Consider the following 20040-nt stretch of genomic DNA (forward strand, 5'->3'; position numbering starts at 1 on the left):
ACCATCTTGCACAATGAATCAAGTTTTCCGACGATTTTTATCAAAAAGAGCATAAAGATCAGGACGACGTTGACGTGTTAACAACTCAGCTTGCTGTTGACGCCAATCCGCGATAGCTTTGTGATGCCCTGACATTAACACTGACGGAATACCACATCCTTCAAAAACAGAAGGGCGCGTATATTGAGGATACTCAAGGAGTCCATTTTCAAAACTTTCACACTTTCCAGAAGTTTCGTTGCCCATAACGCCGGGTAAGAGACGTACGATTGCATCTAAAACCACCAATGCTGCAGCTTCCCCACCTGAAAGAATATAATCACCAATTGATACTTCTTCTAATTTTCGTGCTGTAATAATCCGCTCATCGACACCTTCAAAACGTCCACAAACCAAGGTTACGCCAGAATTAAGCGCCAAAGAGCGCGCATAAGCTTGATTAAAAGGGCGCCCACGCGGGCTCATTAATAATTTTGGCGAATCATTGGGAAAACTATCAAGTGCAGCGGCTAATACATCCGCTCGCATCACCATACCCGCACCACCGCCGGCTGGTGTATCATCAACACTGCGATGTTTATCAAGGGCAAAATCCCTAATCTGCACGGTCTCCAGCGACCATATTCCCTGCTCTAAAGCTTTTCCGGCTAAAGAATAACCCAAAAATCCAGGAAACATTTCAGGATAAAGCGTTACTACACGCGCTTGAAAACCCATTTTTGCATTCTCTCATCTTTTTTGGTACCCATATTTTTCTTCAAGCCACCCCTTACCCTTCATCTCCTTGGCTATCATTTAAACCAGCAGCCACGAGATCAACAACAAGGAAACCAGAAGCAATACAAATTTTTGGAACCGCCGCCTTACTAAATGGAATGAGCACAGTTTTGCGCTCTTCTAAGCGTACTTCAAGCAAATCACCGGCTCCGAAATTAAAAAAACTGCTTACCTCACCTAAAATTTTACCTGTGCAATCTTGAACACGAAGCCCTATTAAATCTATTTGGTAAAACTCGTCCTCATCCAAATCATTGCTTAATTGATCACGCATAACATAAAGGCGAATCCCTTTTAGAGATTCGGCAACATTGCGCTCTTCAATCCCTTTGAAACCTACAATTGCAGTATTGGTTTTATTTTTTTGTATACGAAGTGTTACAATTTCATAAGAACGTCCTGTATCATCATAAAGAGTACCATAATCTCTTAAACGTTGAGGTTCAGCACTTAATACTTTAACCAAAACGTTCCCTTTTATGCCATGTGCTGAATTAATAATAGCAAGATAGACTTTATTTTTAAGTTTTTTTTGATTATCTTCCATGCAAAATATCGTATTTTAAAAGTTAAACTTTAAATCTCGTAACCTACTATTCTGTTACCATATCGAAATCTTCCAAAAAGACTTTTCTTGGTGACAAAAATAAATTAATAATAAGGAGAAGTCTTATGGCAAATATTATGCTATTCTATAAAGATATAACCCCAATCAACAAAGTTATACATAAAAATTTAAAATTTTCTCCTCCAAATGATATGTCCTTTGCCAAGGATACCCATTGGATTCCTTTAGCAAGCAGTGAATATTTTCAAGCGGCTTTAGATTATCCGATTTTATTTATGTCTGCAGAAGATGATCAAAAAAAACGACACTACACATCTGCCGCTCTTGTGGGACTTTCTAATGACGAGAATGATTATATCATCTCCAACAAAAACTGGAAAAAAAATACCTATGTCCCAGCCTTTGTGCGTCGTTATCCTTTCGTTCTTGCACAAGTTCCTAATGAAACAGAGCTTTCTGTTTGCTTTGATCAACAATCAGGCATGTTTAATGAAGTTGCAGGAACAGAACTTTTTAATTCAGATGGATCTATTTCGCCTTTTATGGAAGAGCGTATTCGCTTTCTTGAAAGCTTTAAACTCGCCATGGAAAAAACATCCGAATTTATTGATACTCTTGTAGAAATGAATCTTCTAAGTCAAAAGTCAATTAATGTAAAAAATGATAGAGGTCTTTCAGCACAATTAGAAGATTTCTGGATTGTTGATGAAGAAAAACTCAATAAATTATCTGCTAGTCAGCTTGCCAAACTTCATAAAAGTGGCTTTTTAGGACAAATTTTTGCACATCTTATGTCAATGAACAATCTTTTAAAAATACTTTCTCTCAAAGGAGAGAAACAAACCATTAATCATGAAGAGAAATCCCTCCAAAAGGGTGATAACTCCGATAATGAAGAATCTAAAAAGCAAGAAACTCTTAATTAAAGATGTCCATAAAAAGTGACAGTAGAAAAAATAAAAATATCTCTCAGATTTTAGCAGATCATACTGTTTTAGACGCAAGAAAAAATTGGCTTGATAGTCTTATACAAATACGCCGTATGTCTGCACAAACAGTAGAAGCCTATGAGCGCGATACACGACAGTTTTTGTTTTTTCTTTGTCAACATCTCGGACATGTGCCAACATTTCATGATTTTAACAATTTGCGCGTAATTGATTTCCGCGCTTATTTAGCATATCGCCGCACGCATAATATAAGCGCCCGCTCTTTAAGCCGCGAAATGGCGAGTTTGCGTTCTTTTTTTCGCTATTTGTCCCGCGAAGGAATTGTTAATGTCCCTGCTTCTAAACTTGTCCGAACCCCAAAACAACCAAAATCATTGCCAAAACCTTTGGCTATAAAATCAGCACTTCATATCGTTAAACAAGAAAATCAACTGGAAGACGAAGCTTGGATTAACGCCCGCAACACTGCTGTTTTCATGCTCCTTTATGGTTGTGGAATGCGAATATCAGAAGCTCTATCACTCACACCAGAGCAATTTTCCGATCCTGAAAAAACAAGTTTATCAATCATTGGAAAAGGAGGAAAAAGGCGCCTTGTTCCTCTCATAAAAATCGTCTACGAAGCAGTTCAAAATTATCTTAAATGTTGTCCCTATCCTTTAGCGGACAACCAACCAATGTTTCGTGGTGCTCGCGGTGGTGTCTTGCAGCCGGCGATTATTCAACGAACCGTTCAAAATTTACGCGCACATCTTGGTTTACCAGAAACCGCAACACCCCACGCACTGCGCCACTCTTTCGCAACTCATCTTTTATCACGTGGAGGAGATTTGCGCATCATTCAAGAACTTCTCGGCCATGCCAGCTTATCTACAACACAAATTTACACGCATATCGATACCGAGCGTTTGTTGGAAATCTACCAAAAAGCGCACCCACGGGCTTAAAAAAATTTCAAACAAAGCACTATATTAAATGGAATCAGCCTCAAGCGCCAGAGCATGAACACATGTTGCTAACTCCTTCTGCAAAACTTTATAAATCGCTCTATGTATCTCCACGCGTGTCATGCCTAAAAAAGCAGAAGATAAAATTTTTATCCGAAAATGTGTCTCCCCTTTGCCATCAAAGGCGTGCTCCTCATGAGGATGTCCTGCATGAAGGTGGCTCTCATTAATCACTTCAAGCTTCTTAGGATAAAAAGCATCTTGGAGCTTTTCTGTAATTATTGTTTGAACTGCAGTAGACATTTTTGTTTCTCCACAAAATATTTTTGTGTTTTTTCACGCAGTATTAATGAGTCTTTATCTATCATCAAATAAATTTTTAAAAGTCAATTCTTGTCAAATCAATCGATTTTTCATACACAAAAGATATGGTAATAACATCTAAATTATTCGATTCAATCAGAATCAGCTCTAATAAAAAAGGAAAAACTGAATCGCAAGCGCAACAGTGCCAATGGGAAGGCTGTGAAAAAGCCGGGATCCATAAAGCACCAGCAGGGCGCAATTACGAAGGGCAATATTTGCATTTTTGCCTCGATCATGTACGTGCATATAATAAAAATTTTGATTACTTCTCTAATCTAAGTGATAAAGATATAGCTAAATTTCGAAAAGAAGATCTTACAGGTCATCGTCCTACATGGCCAACAGATATGAAAAATAGCATGTCGAAAAAAACTGCTGCCAGTTATGCAAAAATTCGCTCTGGGACTGCTGCCTATCAAAACCGCATGCGTGATCCCTTTACTCTCTTTACTCAACGCCATTCGGTTAATAATTCTTCACGAAGATTAAAACCCTTAGAAGCTAAAGCTTTTGATACATTGGGACTCAAAGCAAATGCTTCAGCTGAAGATATTAAAATGAAATATAAAGAATTGGTTAAAAAACATCACCCTGATACTAACGGTGGAAACCGTTCTTCAGAAGAACGCTTTCGTGATGTCTTAAATGCTTATAATTTGTTAAAAAAATCTGGTCTCTGTTAAAAAGTGCATACCAATGCGAACGCACTTCATTTCATACTGTTATTGCTTTTCAAAAACAGCATAAAAAAGTATCTCTTTCCTATTATAGACTTTTTTTCTAGAGCATTGCATAAGTGTTTTAACTCTTGTATCGTTTTCTAACAAAAAATGAATAGCGTATTTTCCAGAAAATAATGACAAAAACAAAACTTACAATTGAAAATTTACCTGATATCACGCTTTGTGCTCGCGATCTGTTTAATATTGATACAGATATGCAAGTCCCTGCTTTTAGTACAAAAAGTTCTCATGTTCCTGACCTAGATCCTGATTATCTTTTTGATCAACAAACGACTTTGGCAATTTTGGCAGGATTTACATTTAACCGTCGCGTCATGGTTTCAGGCTATCACGGTACAGGAAAATCAACACATATTGAACAAGTGGCAGCACGTCTTAACTGGCCTTGTATCCGAATCAACCTAGATAGCCATGTCAGTCGTATTGATTTGGTAGGAAAAGACGCCATTGTCATAAAAGATGGTTTACAAATTACTGAATTTAAAGAAGGTATTTTACCATGGGCTTACCAAAACAATATTGCACTTGTTTTTGATGAATATGATGCGGGACGCCCTGATGTTATGTTTGTTATCCAACGCGTGCTCGAAGCCTCTGGACGATTAAGTTTACTCGATCAAAGTCGTGTCATAGCCCCTCATCCAGCATTTCGTCTTTTTGCTACCACAAATACCATTGGTCTTGGTGATACAACAGGGCTTTATCATGGCACGCAACAAATCAACCAAGCTCAAATGGATCGTTGGTCCATTGTCACAATATTAAATTATTTACCTCACGATAAAGAGGTTGATATTGTTTGTTCTAAAGTCAAATCTTTTCAAACTGCTGAAGGAAAAAAGACAATTTCACAAATGGTGCATGTTGCTAAAATGGTACGTCAATCTTTTATCAACGGAGACCTTTCAACAGTCATGAGCCCTCGAACTGTTATTACTTGGGCAGAAAATACCACAATTTTTCAAGATATTGGATTTGCTTTTCGATTAACCTTCCTCAATAAGTGTGATGAACTTGAACGCGCTACTGTTGCAGAGTTTTATCAGCGTGCTTTTGGACAAGAGCTTCCCGAATCACTCATTAACAGTGTTTTGCCTTAAGGATATACCACATGGTCGCAGAAGCTGGAGACAATAGCCAAAATCTAACAGACAGCCTGCCTCACAGTCCCCTTGATGTTGACACTTTTAAAAAAGCCATTTCTACTTGTATCCGTGCAATCGCTGGCACACATCGTCTTGAAGTTGCTTTTGGTAATTACAGACCATCACTGAGCGAAAATTGCGCACGTTTGCCAGAACTTACACAACAAGCAAATGATAAAGATATCGCCGTTACCCGTGGATTAGGCGATTCCATGGCTTTACGAAAAGCATGGCATAATAGTCGAATCCACACCCAATTTGCCCCTCTAGAACCAGAAGCACGTGCTATCTTTGACGCATTAGAGCAAACACGTATTGAAGCAATTGGAACTTTATCCATGAAAGGGGTTGCAAAAAATCTTGATATTATGCTCGCAGATAAATATGAAAGGGCGCATTATCAAAGGATAAGCACCCAGAGTGAAGCTCCTATTCAAGAAGCAATTGCACTTTTATTACGTGAAAAAATAACAGAACGAATCCCTCCAAAAGAAGCTGGATCTGTTTTGGAATTATGGCGTCATTCAATCGAGCAAAAAGCCGCAGCAGAACTAAACGAGCTTACACATCATATTTATAACCAATATGCTTTTGCACAAATTGTTCGGCAAATGCTTGTTGCACTAAAAATGACAGTTCAATTAGAAGAAACCTCTGATAGCAACAACAATAAAAAATTACAAAATGGGTGTGAACCTCCAAACCAATTAGAACAAGAAAGCGAAAACGAAAAACACGCCAAAAGTAAAGAACAAACAAGCACTGAACAAGAAAGTGATGTACAAGATGACGGAAAAACGCAAGCAACACGGTCAAGTGACAACGATAAAATTGATGAAGAGCAAGAGAGCTTTAAGCAAGATAAACTGAGTAAATCTAAACGTATTTTCGCTATTTCGGAAGAAATGGAAGAACTTACGAATTATAAAATTTTTACCCGTCAATTTGATGAAATCTTGGAAGCAACCGATTTCTGCTCTGAAAGCGAATTAGATCGCTTGCGTCATTATCTCGATAAGCAAATCAATCATCTTCAAAGCATTGTTGGACGCTTAGCAAACCGCTTACAGCGCCGTCTTATGGCACAACAAAATCGCAGTTGGAATTTTGATCTAGAGGAAGGATATCTCGATACAGCAAAACTTCCGCGCCTTATTATTGACCCAATGCAACCACTTTCCTTCAAAAGAGAAAGCAATACCCAATTTCGAGATACTGTTGTTTCGTTGCTCATTGATAATTCTGGATCAATGCGAGGACGGCCAATTACTGTTGCAGCAAGTTGTGCGGATATTTTGACACAAACTCTAGAACGTTGCGGCGTAAAAGTTGAAATTTTAGGCTTTACCACCAAAACTTGGAAAGGTGGAAAATCACGTGAAAAATGGCTTAACCAAAACAAACCCAATAATCCTGGACGTCTTAATGATCTATGCCATATCATTTATAAAAGCGCTGATACGCCATGGCGTCGCGCACGACGCAATTTAGGGCTTATGATGCAAGAAGGCTTATTGAAAGAAAATATCGATGGTGAGGCACTTATTTGGGCTCATCAGCGCCTTTTATCACGGCGTGAACAACGTCGAATTCTCATGGTAATTTCTGACGGAGCACCTGTTGACGATTCAACATTGTCAGTTAATTCCAGCGGTTATCTTGAAAAACATTTGCGCGCTGTGATTCAAAAAATCCAAACATGCTCACCTATTGAACTCATTGCCATTGGAATTGGTCATGATGTCACACGTTATTATCAACATGCTGTCACAATTATGAATGCTGAAGAATTAGCTGACGCTATAACAGAACAATTGGCAGAGCTTTTTAGCGATAAAAAACGTTATCTTCACAGAAGATTTTAAAAACAAATCTCTTAAGTCTAAGCTCATAGCTTTGTAGATAAGTTTAAATATTTTTTTAATATGTATCTGAGGAAGTATCTACGGAAAACATATTTTTCAAATGCGGCTCTCACTTAAATATAAATGTAAAGCTCGCTCTCTTCTTAAGAAGACAAGAATAAATATTGTTTTTTATAAAAAAACTAAAGGTTAATAGTCTTTTGAGCCGCTCTGGTAAAGAGGAAGCTTAAAATTGCTAAGAATTGTTCCATAGGGGATCAGCATGAGAAAGCTCATAACAATTTTTATTAAAAAATCACCAAAAGCAAACGAAAGCCAAACCGGAATTTCAAAACCAAAGAAAATAGCATTCTCCAAAATAGAACTATCAGCATGCCCTGTTATTTGATCGATAGAAGCAAAAAAGCTAGAAAAGGCAAGAGCAAAAAACAAAATTGTATCCAAAGCCGAACCAACCAGCGCTGCTGCTAAAGGCGCTTTCCACCATGTTTTACGTCGCAAAGGGGAAAAAACAACAATATCGAGAAGCTGTCCAAATAAAAATGCAGAGCTAGAAGCAATTGCAAGCCGCGGTGTCGCCAATACCCAAGAAACAAAAAAACCAGCAAAAAAACCAGCATAAACCACACGCCGTGCAGCAGCTGGACCATAAAAACGGTTAGTCAAATCATTTACAAGAAAAGCTATTGGGTATGTAAAAGCACCATAGGTTAGAAGGTCATTTAAATCAAACCAATAGACAGGATACTGGACCAAAATATTAGAAATGGTCACAGCAAAACACATCGCAAAGCTAAAAAAAACAATATATCTCTTTTTTTGCTGCGCTAATGAAAGACCACGTGCTGAAGACATCTTTTCACCTTGCAATAGAATCAGTTAAATACAGCAATCAAACAGCAAAAAACTCATGTTCCTTAACATGAGAACAAACAATTTTCCCTTGCGGATAAATAAAAGTAGTTACGCAACTTGCTCAGCTTTTTTCTTAACGATTTGCCGTTTTAACAAACGTGCTCGTTGCGATAATTCCTTATCATCAGCTTTCATCAAAAAACTATCAAGACCACCGCGGTGCTCAACAGAACGCAAAGCACTTGCCGCAACGCGCAAACGATAACTTTGCTGTAACACTTCTGAAATCAACGTCACATTGCAAAGATTTGGTAAAAAACGACGACGAGTCTTATTATTCGCGTGGCTAACGTTATTGCCATACTGAACTGTTTTTCCTGTCAATTCGCATGCACGAGACATAGACTTCACCTTTAAACTCTGAGAAATTTACAAACCCTAATCTCAACAAAACAGGATAAACACAAAACATTACCCTGAACAGAAACTACTGAGAATTATTTTCTAATAGGCTTTTGACGATAAAAGGTCAAGCCTTTTATGTACTTCGCCAATTAATTCTCTTAATCTTTTTGTACGAAAGATGTACAAAATATTTTTTTTAAACTCTTACCATGCTAAAAGAAGCTGTTAACATAAACAAAATAAGAGATGCCCCTATGACCAAGCCTCATAAAAAATACATCAGCTTCTCTTTTATTTTGTTTAGTATTTTATGTTTATGTTTTTTTCTTATCTTCAGTGCACTTGGTGTATGGCAAGTCCGACGATTAAGTTGGAAAACAAACCTTATTACCAGTGCTAATGAGCGTATTCATTTGCCTCCCATAAAAGCACCACCTCAAAATCAATGGAGGAATGTTACTTTTGAAAAAGACGAGTATAGACCCGTGATTATTACAGGAAAACTTCTGAAAGATAAAAATATTTTTGTCACTGCTGTCGCTCAAAATACTAGTGGTTACTGGGTTTTAACCCCCTTACAAACGGATGATAACACATTGGTTTTCGTGAATCGCGGTTTTATCCCTATGGATGCGTACCATAAGTTTCAATACCAAAAACAGTCGCACGTACATAACACATTAGACCGAGATTCTGCCGCAGATGCAGAACAAACCACGGTAATAGGTCTGCTGCGTATGAGTGAAAAAAATGGGGTTTTTCCACGCAAGAATAATCCTGATCAGAATTTATGGTATACACGCAATATTCCTGCTATGGCACAAAAACTTGGTCTGTCCATCGTTGCACCTTATTTTATTGATGCTGGAAAAAAAACAGTTCCGCAGGAAGACCTTCCTATTGCTGGTCTTACCGCTGTACACTTTATAAACAATCATCTTATCTATGCTATCACGTGGTTTATTTTAGCTGCTGGAATCTTAGGTGCCTACTTTTTTGCCGCAACAAAAAACTGAATAAAAATGGACAACAAATACCTCAAGCTTTGTAATAAAATTTTGGTTGTTTTTTATTTCAAAAAATACACTCTTCGCGAGAAAGCATTATCTAAACGGGTTATGTCCAAAACATTGCGTATTTGAACTTTTTTGTCCGAAAGCAACAATCTAAAAAAAGACAAACATCTTTTTCTATTACAAATTTTCTGTCCCATAACAAAACACCACGCGCGTGTATCAGATGTTTATCGATCATAAACACACCATTTAGGTGTCCATCAATAATCAATAAAATTGATGTAAAGAGTACAATAAATCGAGTTCCTATCAGTCGCCTATTACTTAATATTAAAATTATTCATTAATATCAAAAATTGCGTGCATATCTTCAAAGATAACAAGAGTCATTAACCGCCGAGCATGATATCCCAACGCCAACCACAGAAAAAATAAAATATCGTCCCTCTTTAACCAAACCTCAGACAAACTTTCTATCAATCATAGAGAAAATTGCAAAACTGTTAGCGCTACAATTTTATAACAAGCAGGTACTATAACCTCTGCAACATGAAAGAAGTGTGCGGTTTGCTTAAAATAAAACTGTTATTATTAATGGCGAAAATGTCTTACGCCTGTGAACACCATAGCCAAACCATGGGCATCAGCTGCAGCAATAACTTCTTCATCACGCACTGATCCTCCTGGTTGAATAACCGCCGTTGCACCAGCTTCCACAGCTGCTAATAAACCATCTGCAAAAGGAAAGAATGCATCCGATGCAACCACACCGCCTTTAGCAAGAGATTGCTTTAAGCCTGCTCTTTGTGCACTTTCCTCTGCTTTACGTGCAGCAATTTTTGCTGAATCAACACGACTCATCTGTCCAGCCCCAATCCCAACTGTTGCACTATCTTTGGCATAAACAATAGCGTTTGATTTCACATGTTTGACCACACGAAAAGCAAATTGCAGATCACGCATTTCCTCTTTATTTGGCGCTCGCTTTGTCACCACCTGCAACTCAAGATCATCAACAACCACATTATCGCGCGACTGCACTAAGATTCCCCCTGCAAGTGTTTTCGCAACCATTCCTGCATCACGTGGATTAGGAACACCTCCTGTAATCAACAAACGGAGATTTTTTTTCTGTGCAATAATTTCTCGTGCAGCCATTGTTGCATCAGGCGCAATAATTACCTCTGTGAAAACTTTGACAATTTCTTTCGCACATTCTTCATCAAGTGGCTGATTTAAAGCAATAATTCCACCGAATGCGGAAACATTATCACACATAAGAGCTTTCAAATAAGCCTCCTTTACATTCCGCCCTTCTGCAACACCACAAGGATTACCATGTTTAATAATCGCAACAGCAGCAGTTTTTTGAGGATCAAATTCTGCCACAAGTTCAAATGCCGCATCTGTATCATTTATATTGTTATAAGAAAGAGCCTTACCTTGCAAAAGCTGTGCTGTTGCAACGCCAAAGCGTTTATCATTATTGCGGTAAAATGCGGCCTGTTGATGAGGATTTTCTCCATAGCGCATGATATTTTTAAGATGACCAGAAAAACTCTTCCAGGAAGGTGTATTAACTTTTAAATCCTGCGCAAACCATGCTGCTATTGCTGCATCATAAGCAGCAGTATGCTCATAAGCACGCATCGCTAATTGACGTCGCATAGCAAGGCTTAAACGTCCACCATTCTGCTTTAATTCATTCAAAACTAAATCATAATCGTTCACTGCTGTTACAACACCAGTATAAGCATGATTCTTTGCTGCAGCGCGAATCATTGCCGGTCCGCCGATATCAATATTTTCAATAATTGTTTGCTCATCAGCTTCAGATTTGGAAGTTTCTTCAAAAGGATAAAGATTAACAACCAAAAGATCGATTCCATAAATACCATGCTTTTCCATAACAACCGCATGGCTTGGATCTTGTCTTACTCCTAATAAAGCACCATGAATTAAAGGATGGAGTGTTTTGACACGTCCATCCATTATTTCTGGGAAACCAGTAATTTCAGAGACATCTTTTACAGGTAAACCAGCGTCCATTAAAACTTTTGCTGTTCCTCCTGTAGAAATTAATTCAACACCATAAGTGCGAAGCACTTGTGCAAAAGCAACGAGACCTGTTTTATCAGATACAGAAAGAAGAGCACGACGAACCTGATGCAAGTCAGGTATGGGAAAATTTTTTGCAACAATACCCATAAATTAAGAATCCCGAAATAACATATAAAAATAACAACAAAACGCGTTTATACACTCATTAGCTTTTAGCGTAAACTTTTATTAAAAAACATCAAAAGGATAAATTCCTTGTTTTAACGCACAAAGAGCGATACCGTTTTTGTCTGTATAACAAAGTCGCACATCATTTTCTCAATTAACGGCGGATAAAACGCCAACGAACCTTCTCTTGGAAGGCAGGACGAAAATACAAAACAATCTGTTGGGTGCGTTGCGGACCTGTTAATCCAGCAAAATCAATTGAATCTTCAAGGCAAATATCAGCATCAGGTGACATAAAGTACCATACCTGCTCACCATCACCATCATTACCTACAGCTAAACGCACAGAATTTCCGTCATAATTTACCTTCACTTCTGGATGAAGATGAAATCGAACTGCAACATTATTTTGATTTTGTACATTTTGCTCTTTGCTATACTTACTTGCTTTCTTTTTGTAAGGCGTAAAAAAATGGTCAAAACCTTCAATTATTGCGCCATTTTTCGCTAAAACAAGACCGCGCTTATGAACAAGATTAAAACGCCGCATATAACCATCATGGCTAGCGACAAAACCTGTTTTCTTTGAATCCTCTATACGTTGTACTCTCACATCCATCGGTCCTCCAAGTAAAAATGGAGCACTGTTTTTCTTCTTTTTACTAAAAAAACCCACCGAACAATCATTAACCGTTGCTGTTGAATGTGCTGCAGTAACACGGCCAAAATGTTGAGACTCTTGGCTTCCATAAGAATTGACACCAGTATTAATAATAAAACGGCTTCCTTGTGATGACATTTCAAAAGACAAACAGCCAGAACAAGCATGTTCTGCTGTAAAAGATGGTGGAAATTTTCCTGTATCAGCAAGCACTGTGGTTTGATTTGCTTGTAAACGTTGAAATCCTGAATAACGTGCATAGCTAAAAGGACTGCCTGCTGTTCCATCATGCTTTAAAATCATTGATAAACACTCAGGAGCAATAGGCCCAACCCCATTAAAACGCGCCAATGTTTGATCTTCATGAATAAAAAACCGCAGAGCTGGCAACATCCGTTCAACAGAATCAATTAAAATACGCGGTGCCGTTTCATTACTATACGCAAAAAGATGACGCAAAGATATTAAATTGGGTAATAAAGTAAGCAAGAGTGCAGGACTGCGCGAAATATGTCCACCATCAAGCAAAATTTGGCGCGAAAGCTCCTTTACGAGATAAGTTTGCACCTTTTTCTTTATTGCTACAGCAACAGGTAAAGCAAGAGAAGCAAATGTCAAAGCTACTGCTGCCTGTAAACGTTTATGGTTATTTTCCATACTATAAATGGTTGTACGCAAATAGCGAAACTGGAAACCAAGTGCACGCAAAAAACGCTTTTCAAACCGTTTACTTGCTCCATTCAATAGCATTTTAGAGTGACAAATCCACGCAATCAAACGCTGTGCCACAATAGTTTCATTCCAAGGAATCCCTTTCACCTTCTTTCCACCATGGTCAAGCCAATCTTCCAGGAGAGCACGTGCATGCGCTGCAGCTAAATTACTATCTGCTGCTGTCATATGCCGTAACCAATGAAAATTATGAAGTGCTGCTTCCCATTCTGGCGTTGGCGGCGTTAACGAAAAAGGCGAAGAAGCACCAGCATTAACAATACGACCAGCAAAAACAAAACGACCATAGTAAAATTCGTGTGCCACTCCTGGATCAGCAAAATACAAATCAACAGGATGTGCTAAAATTTTATGAGGACGAAACCCCGAAAACCTCCAACGAAAGAGTGGCCCTACCCATAAACGCCGCATAAGTTGATGCGTCATATTCACAAAATCGAACATTCTTATTTGAATATTTTTTACCGCAATTGTCACAATTTTGTCTCCGTATGTGCTTAATCAAACACAATTTCGGTCATTTTAATAAACAAACCGTTAATTAAACGACTTTCCGGAGGCGAGCTGCAAAAAAACCATCCATTCCCAAAAATACTTTTTTTTCAGCCGTACAGTTTTGATTGGTAAAATTTTCGTGACAGAAATCAGCAGGTGTTGTGCGCAAAGTTCCTTGAGCTGAAAGTAAATGTGCCATAGCTCCCATTTCTTCTGGACAAATAGGATCTAACACAACGTCATCGCATGTCGATAAAACTTTCTCAATAAGATCTTCACCTTCTTCTTTTGCCAATGAACAATTGGAAAAAACAATACATCCACCTTTTTTCAGCAAAGCGATTGCCGCCAAAAGCAAATCATATTGTAGTGCTGCTAATTTAGCGATATCATCCATCGATTTTGTCCATAAAACATCTGGATGACGACGTATCGTTCCTGTAGAAGAACAAGGAGCATCAAGAAGAATGGCATCAAAAAGTTGATCTGGACGAAAATTTCTCATATCACCTTCAAAATAGCGCACTGAAAAATGAAGCCGTTCCATATTTTCTTTCAAACGTCTTATCCGATTAGCAGACATCTCAACAGCTGTCACATCAGCTCCTTGCAAAGCCAATTGTGCCGTCTTTCCTCCAGGGCTAGCACAAAGATCAGCAACGCGTTTTCCATGAATATTTCCAAGCAAACGAGCAGGCAAAGCTGCTGCAAAATCTTGAATCCACCAAGCGCCCTCTGCATAACTTGGTAAATCAGAGACGGGACAATCTAAACGAATCAGTCGAACTGAACCATTAGGCAAAACAACACCCCCAAGCCGTTCTGCCCATCCGATGCTGTCAGATTTCACTGTTAAATCGAGGGGCGGCTCAAGAGTTTGAATTGCTAAAATTTTGTCAGCTTTTTCTGCTCCATAAGCTGAAATTAAAATTTTTCCAAACCACGATGGAACCCCATTAATGGTAGGGGCTTGTTGACGTAAAAATACAGCCTCACGTGCGACATTACGCAAAAGAGCATTTACGACCCCTGCAAAACGGCGCATACGAGGATCAATTTTAGCCACACGCACAGCCAAATCGATTGCAGCATGATCAGGAATATCAAGATAAAGAATTTGTGCTACACCGATATGTAAAAGATGCTGTAATGAAAAGGCCTTTTGGGGTAAAGGACGCACCAAAAAACGCGATAAAGCCGCTGTAATCTGTCCTCGATGACGCAAAGCAGCTCCCAAAATAGCCCGACATAGCAAACGATCTTGGTGCGACAGCTTCAAATATTGTGGATGTCCATGTTCATTATCTGTTAAACCAGAAAGAGGCGTGCGCTTATCAAGCACTGCCCCTAAAAGACGGACACATACTTGTCTTACACTTAATCCTGGAACATTTATTTCAGATGCATGCCCCGCTTTTTTATGTTTCAAAATAATACCTTTATGTTTTTATCCTTTAAATAAGAATTTTATGATTTCGATTTTTTTGAGCCTTCATACTGAAGCCAAGAAGGACGTTTTGTGACACGCCTCAAGGTATTGTTTTCCTGATCAATTTGGATATTGGCTTTAGCACTGTGGTTTAAATCCCTATCACTTAAGTTCCTATCTTTTTGATAAACAAAGCTTTCCTCATTCCACCCTAAGCTCTTGGTCATAAACCCCTTCATTTCTTCTGCTTGCCGATAAAGAGCTGCAATACGATTCGCGGTTGCTGGATGCGTAGAAAAAAGACTATCAGCACCTTCACCACTTAAAGGATTGATAATAAACATGTGTGCTGTTGCTGGATTATGTTCAGCCTCTTCATTATAAACCTTATGTCGGCCCCCTGCAATTTTACCCAGCGCCGAAGCCAACCATAAAGGATTACCGCATATTTCAGCACCCCGCCGATCAGCAGCATACTCACGTGTGCGGCTAATAGCCATTTGCACGAGCATCGCCGCAAAAGGCGCCACAAACAATGCAATAACACCCCCAAGCACTCCAGAACCATGAGACTGTCCAGAAGCATTACGCTGCCCCCCCATAAACAGAGCAAAATTACCCAACATAGAAATCGCACCTGCAATCGTTGCGGTTAACGTCATTGTTAATGTATCACGATGTTCAATATGCGCCAACTCATGTGCCATAACCCCAGAAATTTCCTCTACACTCAATTGCTTTAGCAACCCAGTACTTGCAGCAACAGCTGCATTGTGAGGATTGCGTCCTGTCGCAAAAGCATTTGGCTGTGTACTATCAATAATATAAATTCGCGGTCGAGGCAGAGATGCTTTTTGCGCTAAATCGCTAACAATTTTATAATAAATTGGTGAAGAATGTTCATTAACCTCCCGCGCTCCATACATGTGTAAAACAATTTTATCCGCGTTCCAATAAGAAAAAAAGTTTAATGCTGCTGCTATTAAAAATGCAACAACCATACCGTTGCTACCTCCAACAAGATAACCAACCGCTATAAAAAGAGCGGTCATAAAAGCTAAAAGCATTGCGGTACGCATTATATTCATTGTTCAAAAACTCCATAATAAAATATAATTATTTTATATTTTATAATTGTTCTTATATGATGGGATTTTCTTTCTTCTTCTTCAATAAAATTAGAGATATAAAATGGACAAAAAAGGTGAAAAAATAAACAAACAAAATGCAATAACTCATAAACTGCAATCCCTTTCTCCACAAGCACAACGTGCACTTCTTGAAGCTGAAGAAAGACGTACAAAAGAAATAAATGAAGACAAACCTTTTGAAAACGGCGGGCGCGGTGGTAAAGACCCTTCACGCTATGGAGACTGGGAAATTAAAGGTCGCGCCATTGATTTTTAAAGCTATTGGCTTCTAAAAAAGTGTGATGTGAATTTCAAGAATCAACACTCTTTAAAGAGAATCTGTTTTTACAGATAAGACAAAAGTAGACAGCTCCAGATCACCACAGCTGTCTTATATATCAAGTTTTTAAAAGCATCATTTATTATGCTAGAAAATATTATGCCTCTTTTTCTGCGACGGCGGCAGCTGCCTCTTCAGCAGCTTGTTTTGCAGCAGCTATACGTTCTTGTGCTTTTTTTCCAGGCTCACCTTTATGTGGGTTATTGCGAGCTGGACGCTGTTTTAAACCAGCAGCATCTAAAAACCGCAAAACGCGATCTGTTGGCTGCGCACCCTGCCCAAGCCAATGTTTTATACGCTCTTCGTTAAGCTTTACGCGCGGTCCATCTTTAGGCAACATTGGATCCCATGCACCAACACGCTCAAGAAACCGCCCATCGCGCGGACTACGTGCATCAGCAACAACGATGTGATAGTAAGGACGCTTTTTTGAGCCTCCACGGGACAAACGAATTTTCAATGCCATATTTTATCTCCTATTGTCAGCTCTGGCTTTCGTTTAAATTTACTTGTTCTCTTTTTTGCTCATCAGCAATAATCCCATGATGATGAACAACTTCTTTAATAATAAATTTTAAAAATCTTTCGGTAAAATCGGGATCAAGATGACTTTCCATAGCGAGTTGACGCAAACGCGTGACCTGACGTTGCTCACGCAGGTGATCTACCATAGGCAAATCATGACATGCTTTTAAATGTCCAATAGCTTTGGTACACCGAAAACGCTCTGCCAAAATATGAATTAAAGCTGCATCAAAATTATCAATGGATGAACGTAAATGCGCCAATTTATTCAATATTTCTTCCTGCATGACACTTTTTCCCTCTTTGAAGCCTATTTTTTCTTGGAATGCTGAGGAAATATTCCCCTACTATCAGTCGTACTTTTAGAAATTCCAGGAAATATAGGTCCGCGCCCTGGTAAACCAGGTAATGTACTGCCTCTATTACCGCTTTCAAATTGCTTTTGTAATTCTGATAATTTCTTTGAATCAAACCCTGATAAATCAGGCATAGCACCAGGATTTTTTCCAAAATCGCCCATACCTCCAAGCCCTATTTTGGAACCAATCCCTCCAAACATTTTTCCCATCAAACCGCTTTTACCCTTACCGCCCATAGCTTTTACCATATCAGCCATTTGGCGATGCATTTTTAAAAGCTTATTAATATCAGCAGCACTTGTACCGGATCCCTTTGCAATACGTTGTTTACGGCTATGTTTTAAAATTTCTGGATTTGCACGCTCTACAGGTGTCATTGACGAAATGATTGCCAACTGACGATTAAACAAACGATCATCAAGACCTGCAGAAGCAATTTGATCTTTTATCTTTCCCAAACCTGGTAGCATTCCCATCAAGCTACCCATACCTCCAAGCTTTTTCATTTTCTGCAATTGCTCTGCAAGATCATTTAAATCAAATTTTCCAGCCTGCATCTTTTTTGCAAAAGCTGCAGCTTTTTCATAATCCATCGCTTCAGAAGCTTTTTCCACTAAAGAAACGATATCACCCATTCCTAAAATACGATCTGCAACACGACTTGGATGAAACTCTTCTAAAGCATCTATTTTTTCACCGGTTCCAATTGCTTTAATTGGCTTCCCCGTAACAGCACGCATTGAAAGAGCAGCACCACCGCGGCCATCACTATCCATACGTGTTAAAATAATTCCTGTAATCCCTACCCGTTCATCAAAAGAACGTGCGAGGTGAACAGCATCTTGCCCCGTAAGACTATCAGCAACCAACATAATTTCATGAGGAAGAGAAGACGCTTTAATTTCGGTCAATTCGAGCATTAAAGCTTCATCAATATGATTACGACCAGCCGTATCAAGAATGAGCACATCATAACCACCCAGTTTAGCTGCTTGTATTGCACGTGTTGTAATATCAACAGGAGATTGATTTTCAACAATCGGCAAAGTTGCAAGTTTTTCCTGTTCTCCCAACTGGCGCAATTGTTCTTGCGCTGCAGGACGACGCGTATCTAATGACGCCATTAAAACCTTTTTACCCTGTTTATTTGTAAAACGCTTTGCAAGCTTTGCGGTTGTGGTTGTTTTCCCAGAACCTTGTAAACCAACCATCATGATAACGACAGGTGCTGGAGCATTTAAATCACTTATAACGCTTTCATTTCCAAGAATATTAACCAATTCATCGTGGACAATTTTAACAACCATCTGTCCAGGTTTAATTGATTTAACAATTGCAGACCCAACAGCCTTTTCACGAACGCGATCGGTAAAAGAACGAACAACCTCAAGAGCAACATCAGACTCTAGTAAAGCACGACGAATTTCACGCAATGCCGTTGCGACATCCTGGTCAGACAATGCACCACGCCCTGTTAAATTAGACAGGATGGAACTAAGTCGTTCTTGCAAAGATTCAAACATCATTTACCTCATTGCTGTACAACAAATAAACCAAAACGGCATCCGAGAACGCACCGCGTCGTCGGATGTTGACCTCTGAGATCTCTTTATACCCTATTTAAATGGGGTCTCAGTCGGTGGCTCCAAGTTCATTTTGTCACTGAAAGCTCTCGCCTCTTCAAACTACAAAACCCTCAATTTGTCAAGGTTTATCATATAGTGCCCTTTATATAAAACGCAAAAGCAGCAAACGCACCTTTATAGCTGATGAACATTTTCATTCTTAATACGCACAAAATTATCTGTTTCTTGTTCCATAGCCCACAATTGGCCATTTGAAATATCAAACCAAGCTCCATGCAAAGTCAAAACACCTTGTTCTTTGCGTGCTCTTACCCATGTAAATGTTTCTAGATTTTTTAGCGAGTGATAGACAGAAAGTCGTTCTAATTCCATTTGTTTTTCTTCCTTAGTCAGCAATTTATTATCAATAACTGCTTTTGCTACAGGAGCCAAAATGCTTATCCATTTGCCAATGAAATCATCTGACTGTAAAGATTCATACCCTCCTTTGAGAGCAGTGCTAATCCCTCCACAGCAGGCATGACCCAAAACAACAATATGCTTAACCTTAAGATATTGCACCGCATATTCAATAGCAGCTGATGTTGCATGATATTTATCATCAGGAGAATACGGCGGCACCAAATTTGCCACATTGCGTACCACAAAAATTTCGCCTGGTCTTGCATCAAAAATCATTTCTGGTACTGCACGTGAATCACAACAAGCAATAATTAAGATCTCAGGTTTTTGTCCCTCAACCGCTAATTGGAAATAATGTTCTTTTTTGTATAAAAAATGGCTTTCTATAAAAGATTTATACCCACTTAAAAGTCTTTCTGGTAGATATGTCATCTATATTGATTTCCCCATATTTTTTCATTTTGTACATTTTTAGTACAATACAGCACTATTAAAATGCTAAGAATGTTCTTTAT

The 20040-nt window shown here is 38.8% G+C and carries 20 protein-coding genes; 7 read left to right on the forward strand and 13 right to left on the reverse strand.

What is annotated here, in order from left to right; genetic code table 11:
* Positions 1-18 precede the first annotated feature (18 nt).
* Together trmD and rimM are read right to left on the reverse strand one after the other, a co-directional pair.
* On the reverse strand, positions 19-717 hold the full coding sequence (gene trmD / locus V4P55_RS05345) for a tRNA (guanosine(37)-N1)-methyltransferase TrmD (RefSeq protein ID WP_455474063.1): 699 nt from the start codon (positions 715-717) through the stop codon (positions 19-21).
* A gap of 52 nt (positions 718-769) precedes the next feature.
* Positions 770-1324 (reverse strand): ribosome maturation factor RimM, encoded by a 555-nt coding sequence (gene rimM / locus V4P55_RS05350; protein WP_455474064.1) that lies wholly within the window; start codon positions 1322-1324, stop codon positions 770-772.
* Positions 1325-1449: 125 nt separating this feature from the next.
* Here rimM and V4P55_RS05355 point away from each other — a divergent pair, with 125 nt between their 5' ends.
* Together V4P55_RS05355 and V4P55_RS05360 are read left to right on the forward strand one after the other, a co-directional pair.
* Positions 1450-2271, forward strand: a complete 822-nt coding sequence (locus V4P55_RS05355) for a SapC family protein (protein WP_455474065.1) — start codon at positions 1450-1452, stop codon at positions 2269-2271.
* Between the two features lie 2 nt (positions 2272-2273).
* Positions 2274-3242, forward strand: a complete 969-nt coding sequence (locus tag V4P55_RS05360) for a tyrosine recombinase XerC (protein ID WP_455474066.1) — start codon at positions 2274-2276, stop codon at positions 3240-3242.
* A 24-nt stretch (positions 3243-3266) separates the two neighbouring features.
* On the opposite strand, the gene V4P55_RS05365 is transcribed toward V4P55_RS05360, so the two are convergent.
* Entirely contained in the window at positions 3267-3545 is a 279-nt protein-coding gene (locus V4P55_RS05365; protein ID WP_455474067.1) for a BolA family protein, read from the reverse strand.
* Positions 3546-3670: 125 nt separating this feature from the next.
* On the opposite strand from V4P55_RS05365, the gene V4P55_RS05370 reads away from it, so the two are divergent.
* From V4P55_RS05370 to cobT, 3 genes are all read left to right on the forward strand, one after another.
* On the forward strand, positions 3671-4291 hold the full coding sequence (locus tag V4P55_RS05370; RefSeq protein ID WP_455474068.1) for a J domain-containing protein: 621 nt from the start codon (positions 3671-3673) through the stop codon (positions 4289-4291).
* A 173-nt stretch (positions 4292-4464) separates the two neighbouring features.
* Positions 4465-5451 carry a cobaltochelatase subunit CobS gene (cobS, locus tag V4P55_RS05375; protein WP_455474069.1) on the forward strand — a complete coding sequence of 329 codons (987 nt, stop codon included), beginning with the start codon at positions 4465-4467 and terminating at the stop codon, positions 5449-5451.
* A gap of 11 nt (positions 5452-5462) precedes the next feature.
* Positions 5463-7361: a cobaltochelatase subunit CobT gene (gene cobT, locus V4P55_RS05380; protein ID WP_455474070.1), complete on the forward strand. Its 1899-nt coding sequence runs from the start codon at positions 5463-5465 to the stop codon at positions 7359-7361.
* A 189-nt stretch (positions 7362-7550) separates the two neighbouring features.
* Here the strand turns inward: cobT and V4P55_RS05385 are convergent, their stop codons facing one another.
* Together V4P55_RS05385 and rpmB are read right to left on the reverse strand one after the other, a co-directional pair.
* Positions 7551-8216 (reverse strand): VUT family protein, encoded by a 666-nt coding sequence (locus tag V4P55_RS05385; RefSeq protein ID WP_455474071.1) that lies wholly within the window; start codon positions 8214-8216, stop codon positions 7551-7553.
* Positions 8217-8324: 108 nt separating this feature from the next.
* Positions 8325-8618, reverse strand: coding sequence for a 50S ribosomal protein L28 (gene rpmB / locus V4P55_RS05390; protein WP_455474072.1), 294 nt, complete (start codon positions 8616-8618; stop codon positions 8325-8327).
* Positions 8619-8875: 257 nt separating this feature from the next.
* Here rpmB and V4P55_RS05395 point away from each other — a divergent pair, with 257 nt between their 5' ends.
* Complete coding sequence (locus V4P55_RS05395; protein WP_455474073.1) at positions 8876-9637, forward strand: SURF1 family protein; 762 nt, start codon at positions 8876-8878, stop codon at positions 9635-9637.
* Between the two features lie 591 nt (positions 9638-10228).
* Here V4P55_RS05395 and purH read toward each other — a convergent pair.
* The 4 genes from purH to htpX form a co-directional block, all read right to left on the reverse strand.
* Positions 10229-11845, reverse strand: coding sequence for a bifunctional phosphoribosylaminoimidazolecarboxamide formyltransferase/IMP cyclohydrolase (gene purH, locus V4P55_RS05400; protein ID WP_455474074.1), 1617 nt, complete (start codon positions 11843-11845; stop codon positions 10229-10231).
* 175 nt (positions 11846-12020) lie between these two features.
* Positions 12021-13736: a heparinase II/III family protein gene (locus V4P55_RS05405; protein WP_455474075.1), complete on the reverse strand. Its 1716-nt coding sequence runs from the start codon at positions 13734-13736 to the stop codon at positions 12021-12023.
* Positions 13737-13800: 64 nt separating this feature from the next.
* Positions 13801-15183, reverse strand: coding sequence for an RsmB/NOP family class I SAM-dependent RNA methyltransferase (locus V4P55_RS05410; RefSeq protein ID WP_455474076.1), 1383 nt, complete (start codon positions 15181-15183; stop codon positions 13801-13803).
* Positions 15184-15221: 38 nt separating this feature from the next.
* On the reverse strand, positions 15222-16271 hold the full coding sequence (htpX, locus tag V4P55_RS05415) for a zinc metalloprotease HtpX (protein ID WP_455474077.1): 1050 nt from the start codon (positions 16269-16271) through the stop codon (positions 15222-15224).
* 103 nt (positions 16272-16374) lie between these two features.
* Here htpX and V4P55_RS05420 point away from each other — a divergent pair, with 103 nt between their 5' ends.
* Entirely contained in the window at positions 16375-16590 is a 216-nt protein-coding gene (locus V4P55_RS05420; RefSeq protein ID WP_455474078.1) for a DUF1674 domain-containing protein, read from the forward strand.
* Positions 16591-16750: 160 nt separating this feature from the next.
* Here the strand turns inward: V4P55_RS05420 and rpsP are convergent, their stop codons facing one another.
* The 4 genes from rpsP to V4P55_RS05440 all read right to left on the reverse strand — a co-directional run bounded on the left by rpsP (position 16751) and on the right by V4P55_RS05440 (position 19957).
* Positions 16751-17119 (reverse strand): 30S ribosomal protein S16, encoded by a 369-nt coding sequence (gene rpsP / locus V4P55_RS05425; protein WP_455474079.1) that lies wholly within the window; start codon positions 17117-17119, stop codon positions 16751-16753.
* 16 nt (positions 17120-17135) lie between these two features.
* Entirely contained in the window at positions 17136-17465 is a 330-nt protein-coding gene (locus tag V4P55_RS05430; RefSeq protein ID WP_455474080.1) for a chorismate mutase, read from the reverse strand.
* 23 nt (positions 17466-17488) lie between these two features.
* A complete protein-coding gene (gene ffh / locus V4P55_RS05435) occupies positions 17489-19060 on the reverse strand; it encodes a signal recognition particle protein (RefSeq protein ID WP_455475056.1) in 1572 nt (523 codons plus the stop codon).
* A gap of 237 nt (positions 19061-19297) precedes the next feature.
* Positions 19298-19957, reverse strand: coding sequence for a carbonic anhydrase (locus tag V4P55_RS05440; protein WP_455474081.1), 660 nt, complete (start codon positions 19955-19957; stop codon positions 19298-19300).
* Positions 19958-20040 lie beyond the last annotated feature (83 nt).

Source organism: Bartonella sp. B30(2025) (genome assembly GCF_053793825.1).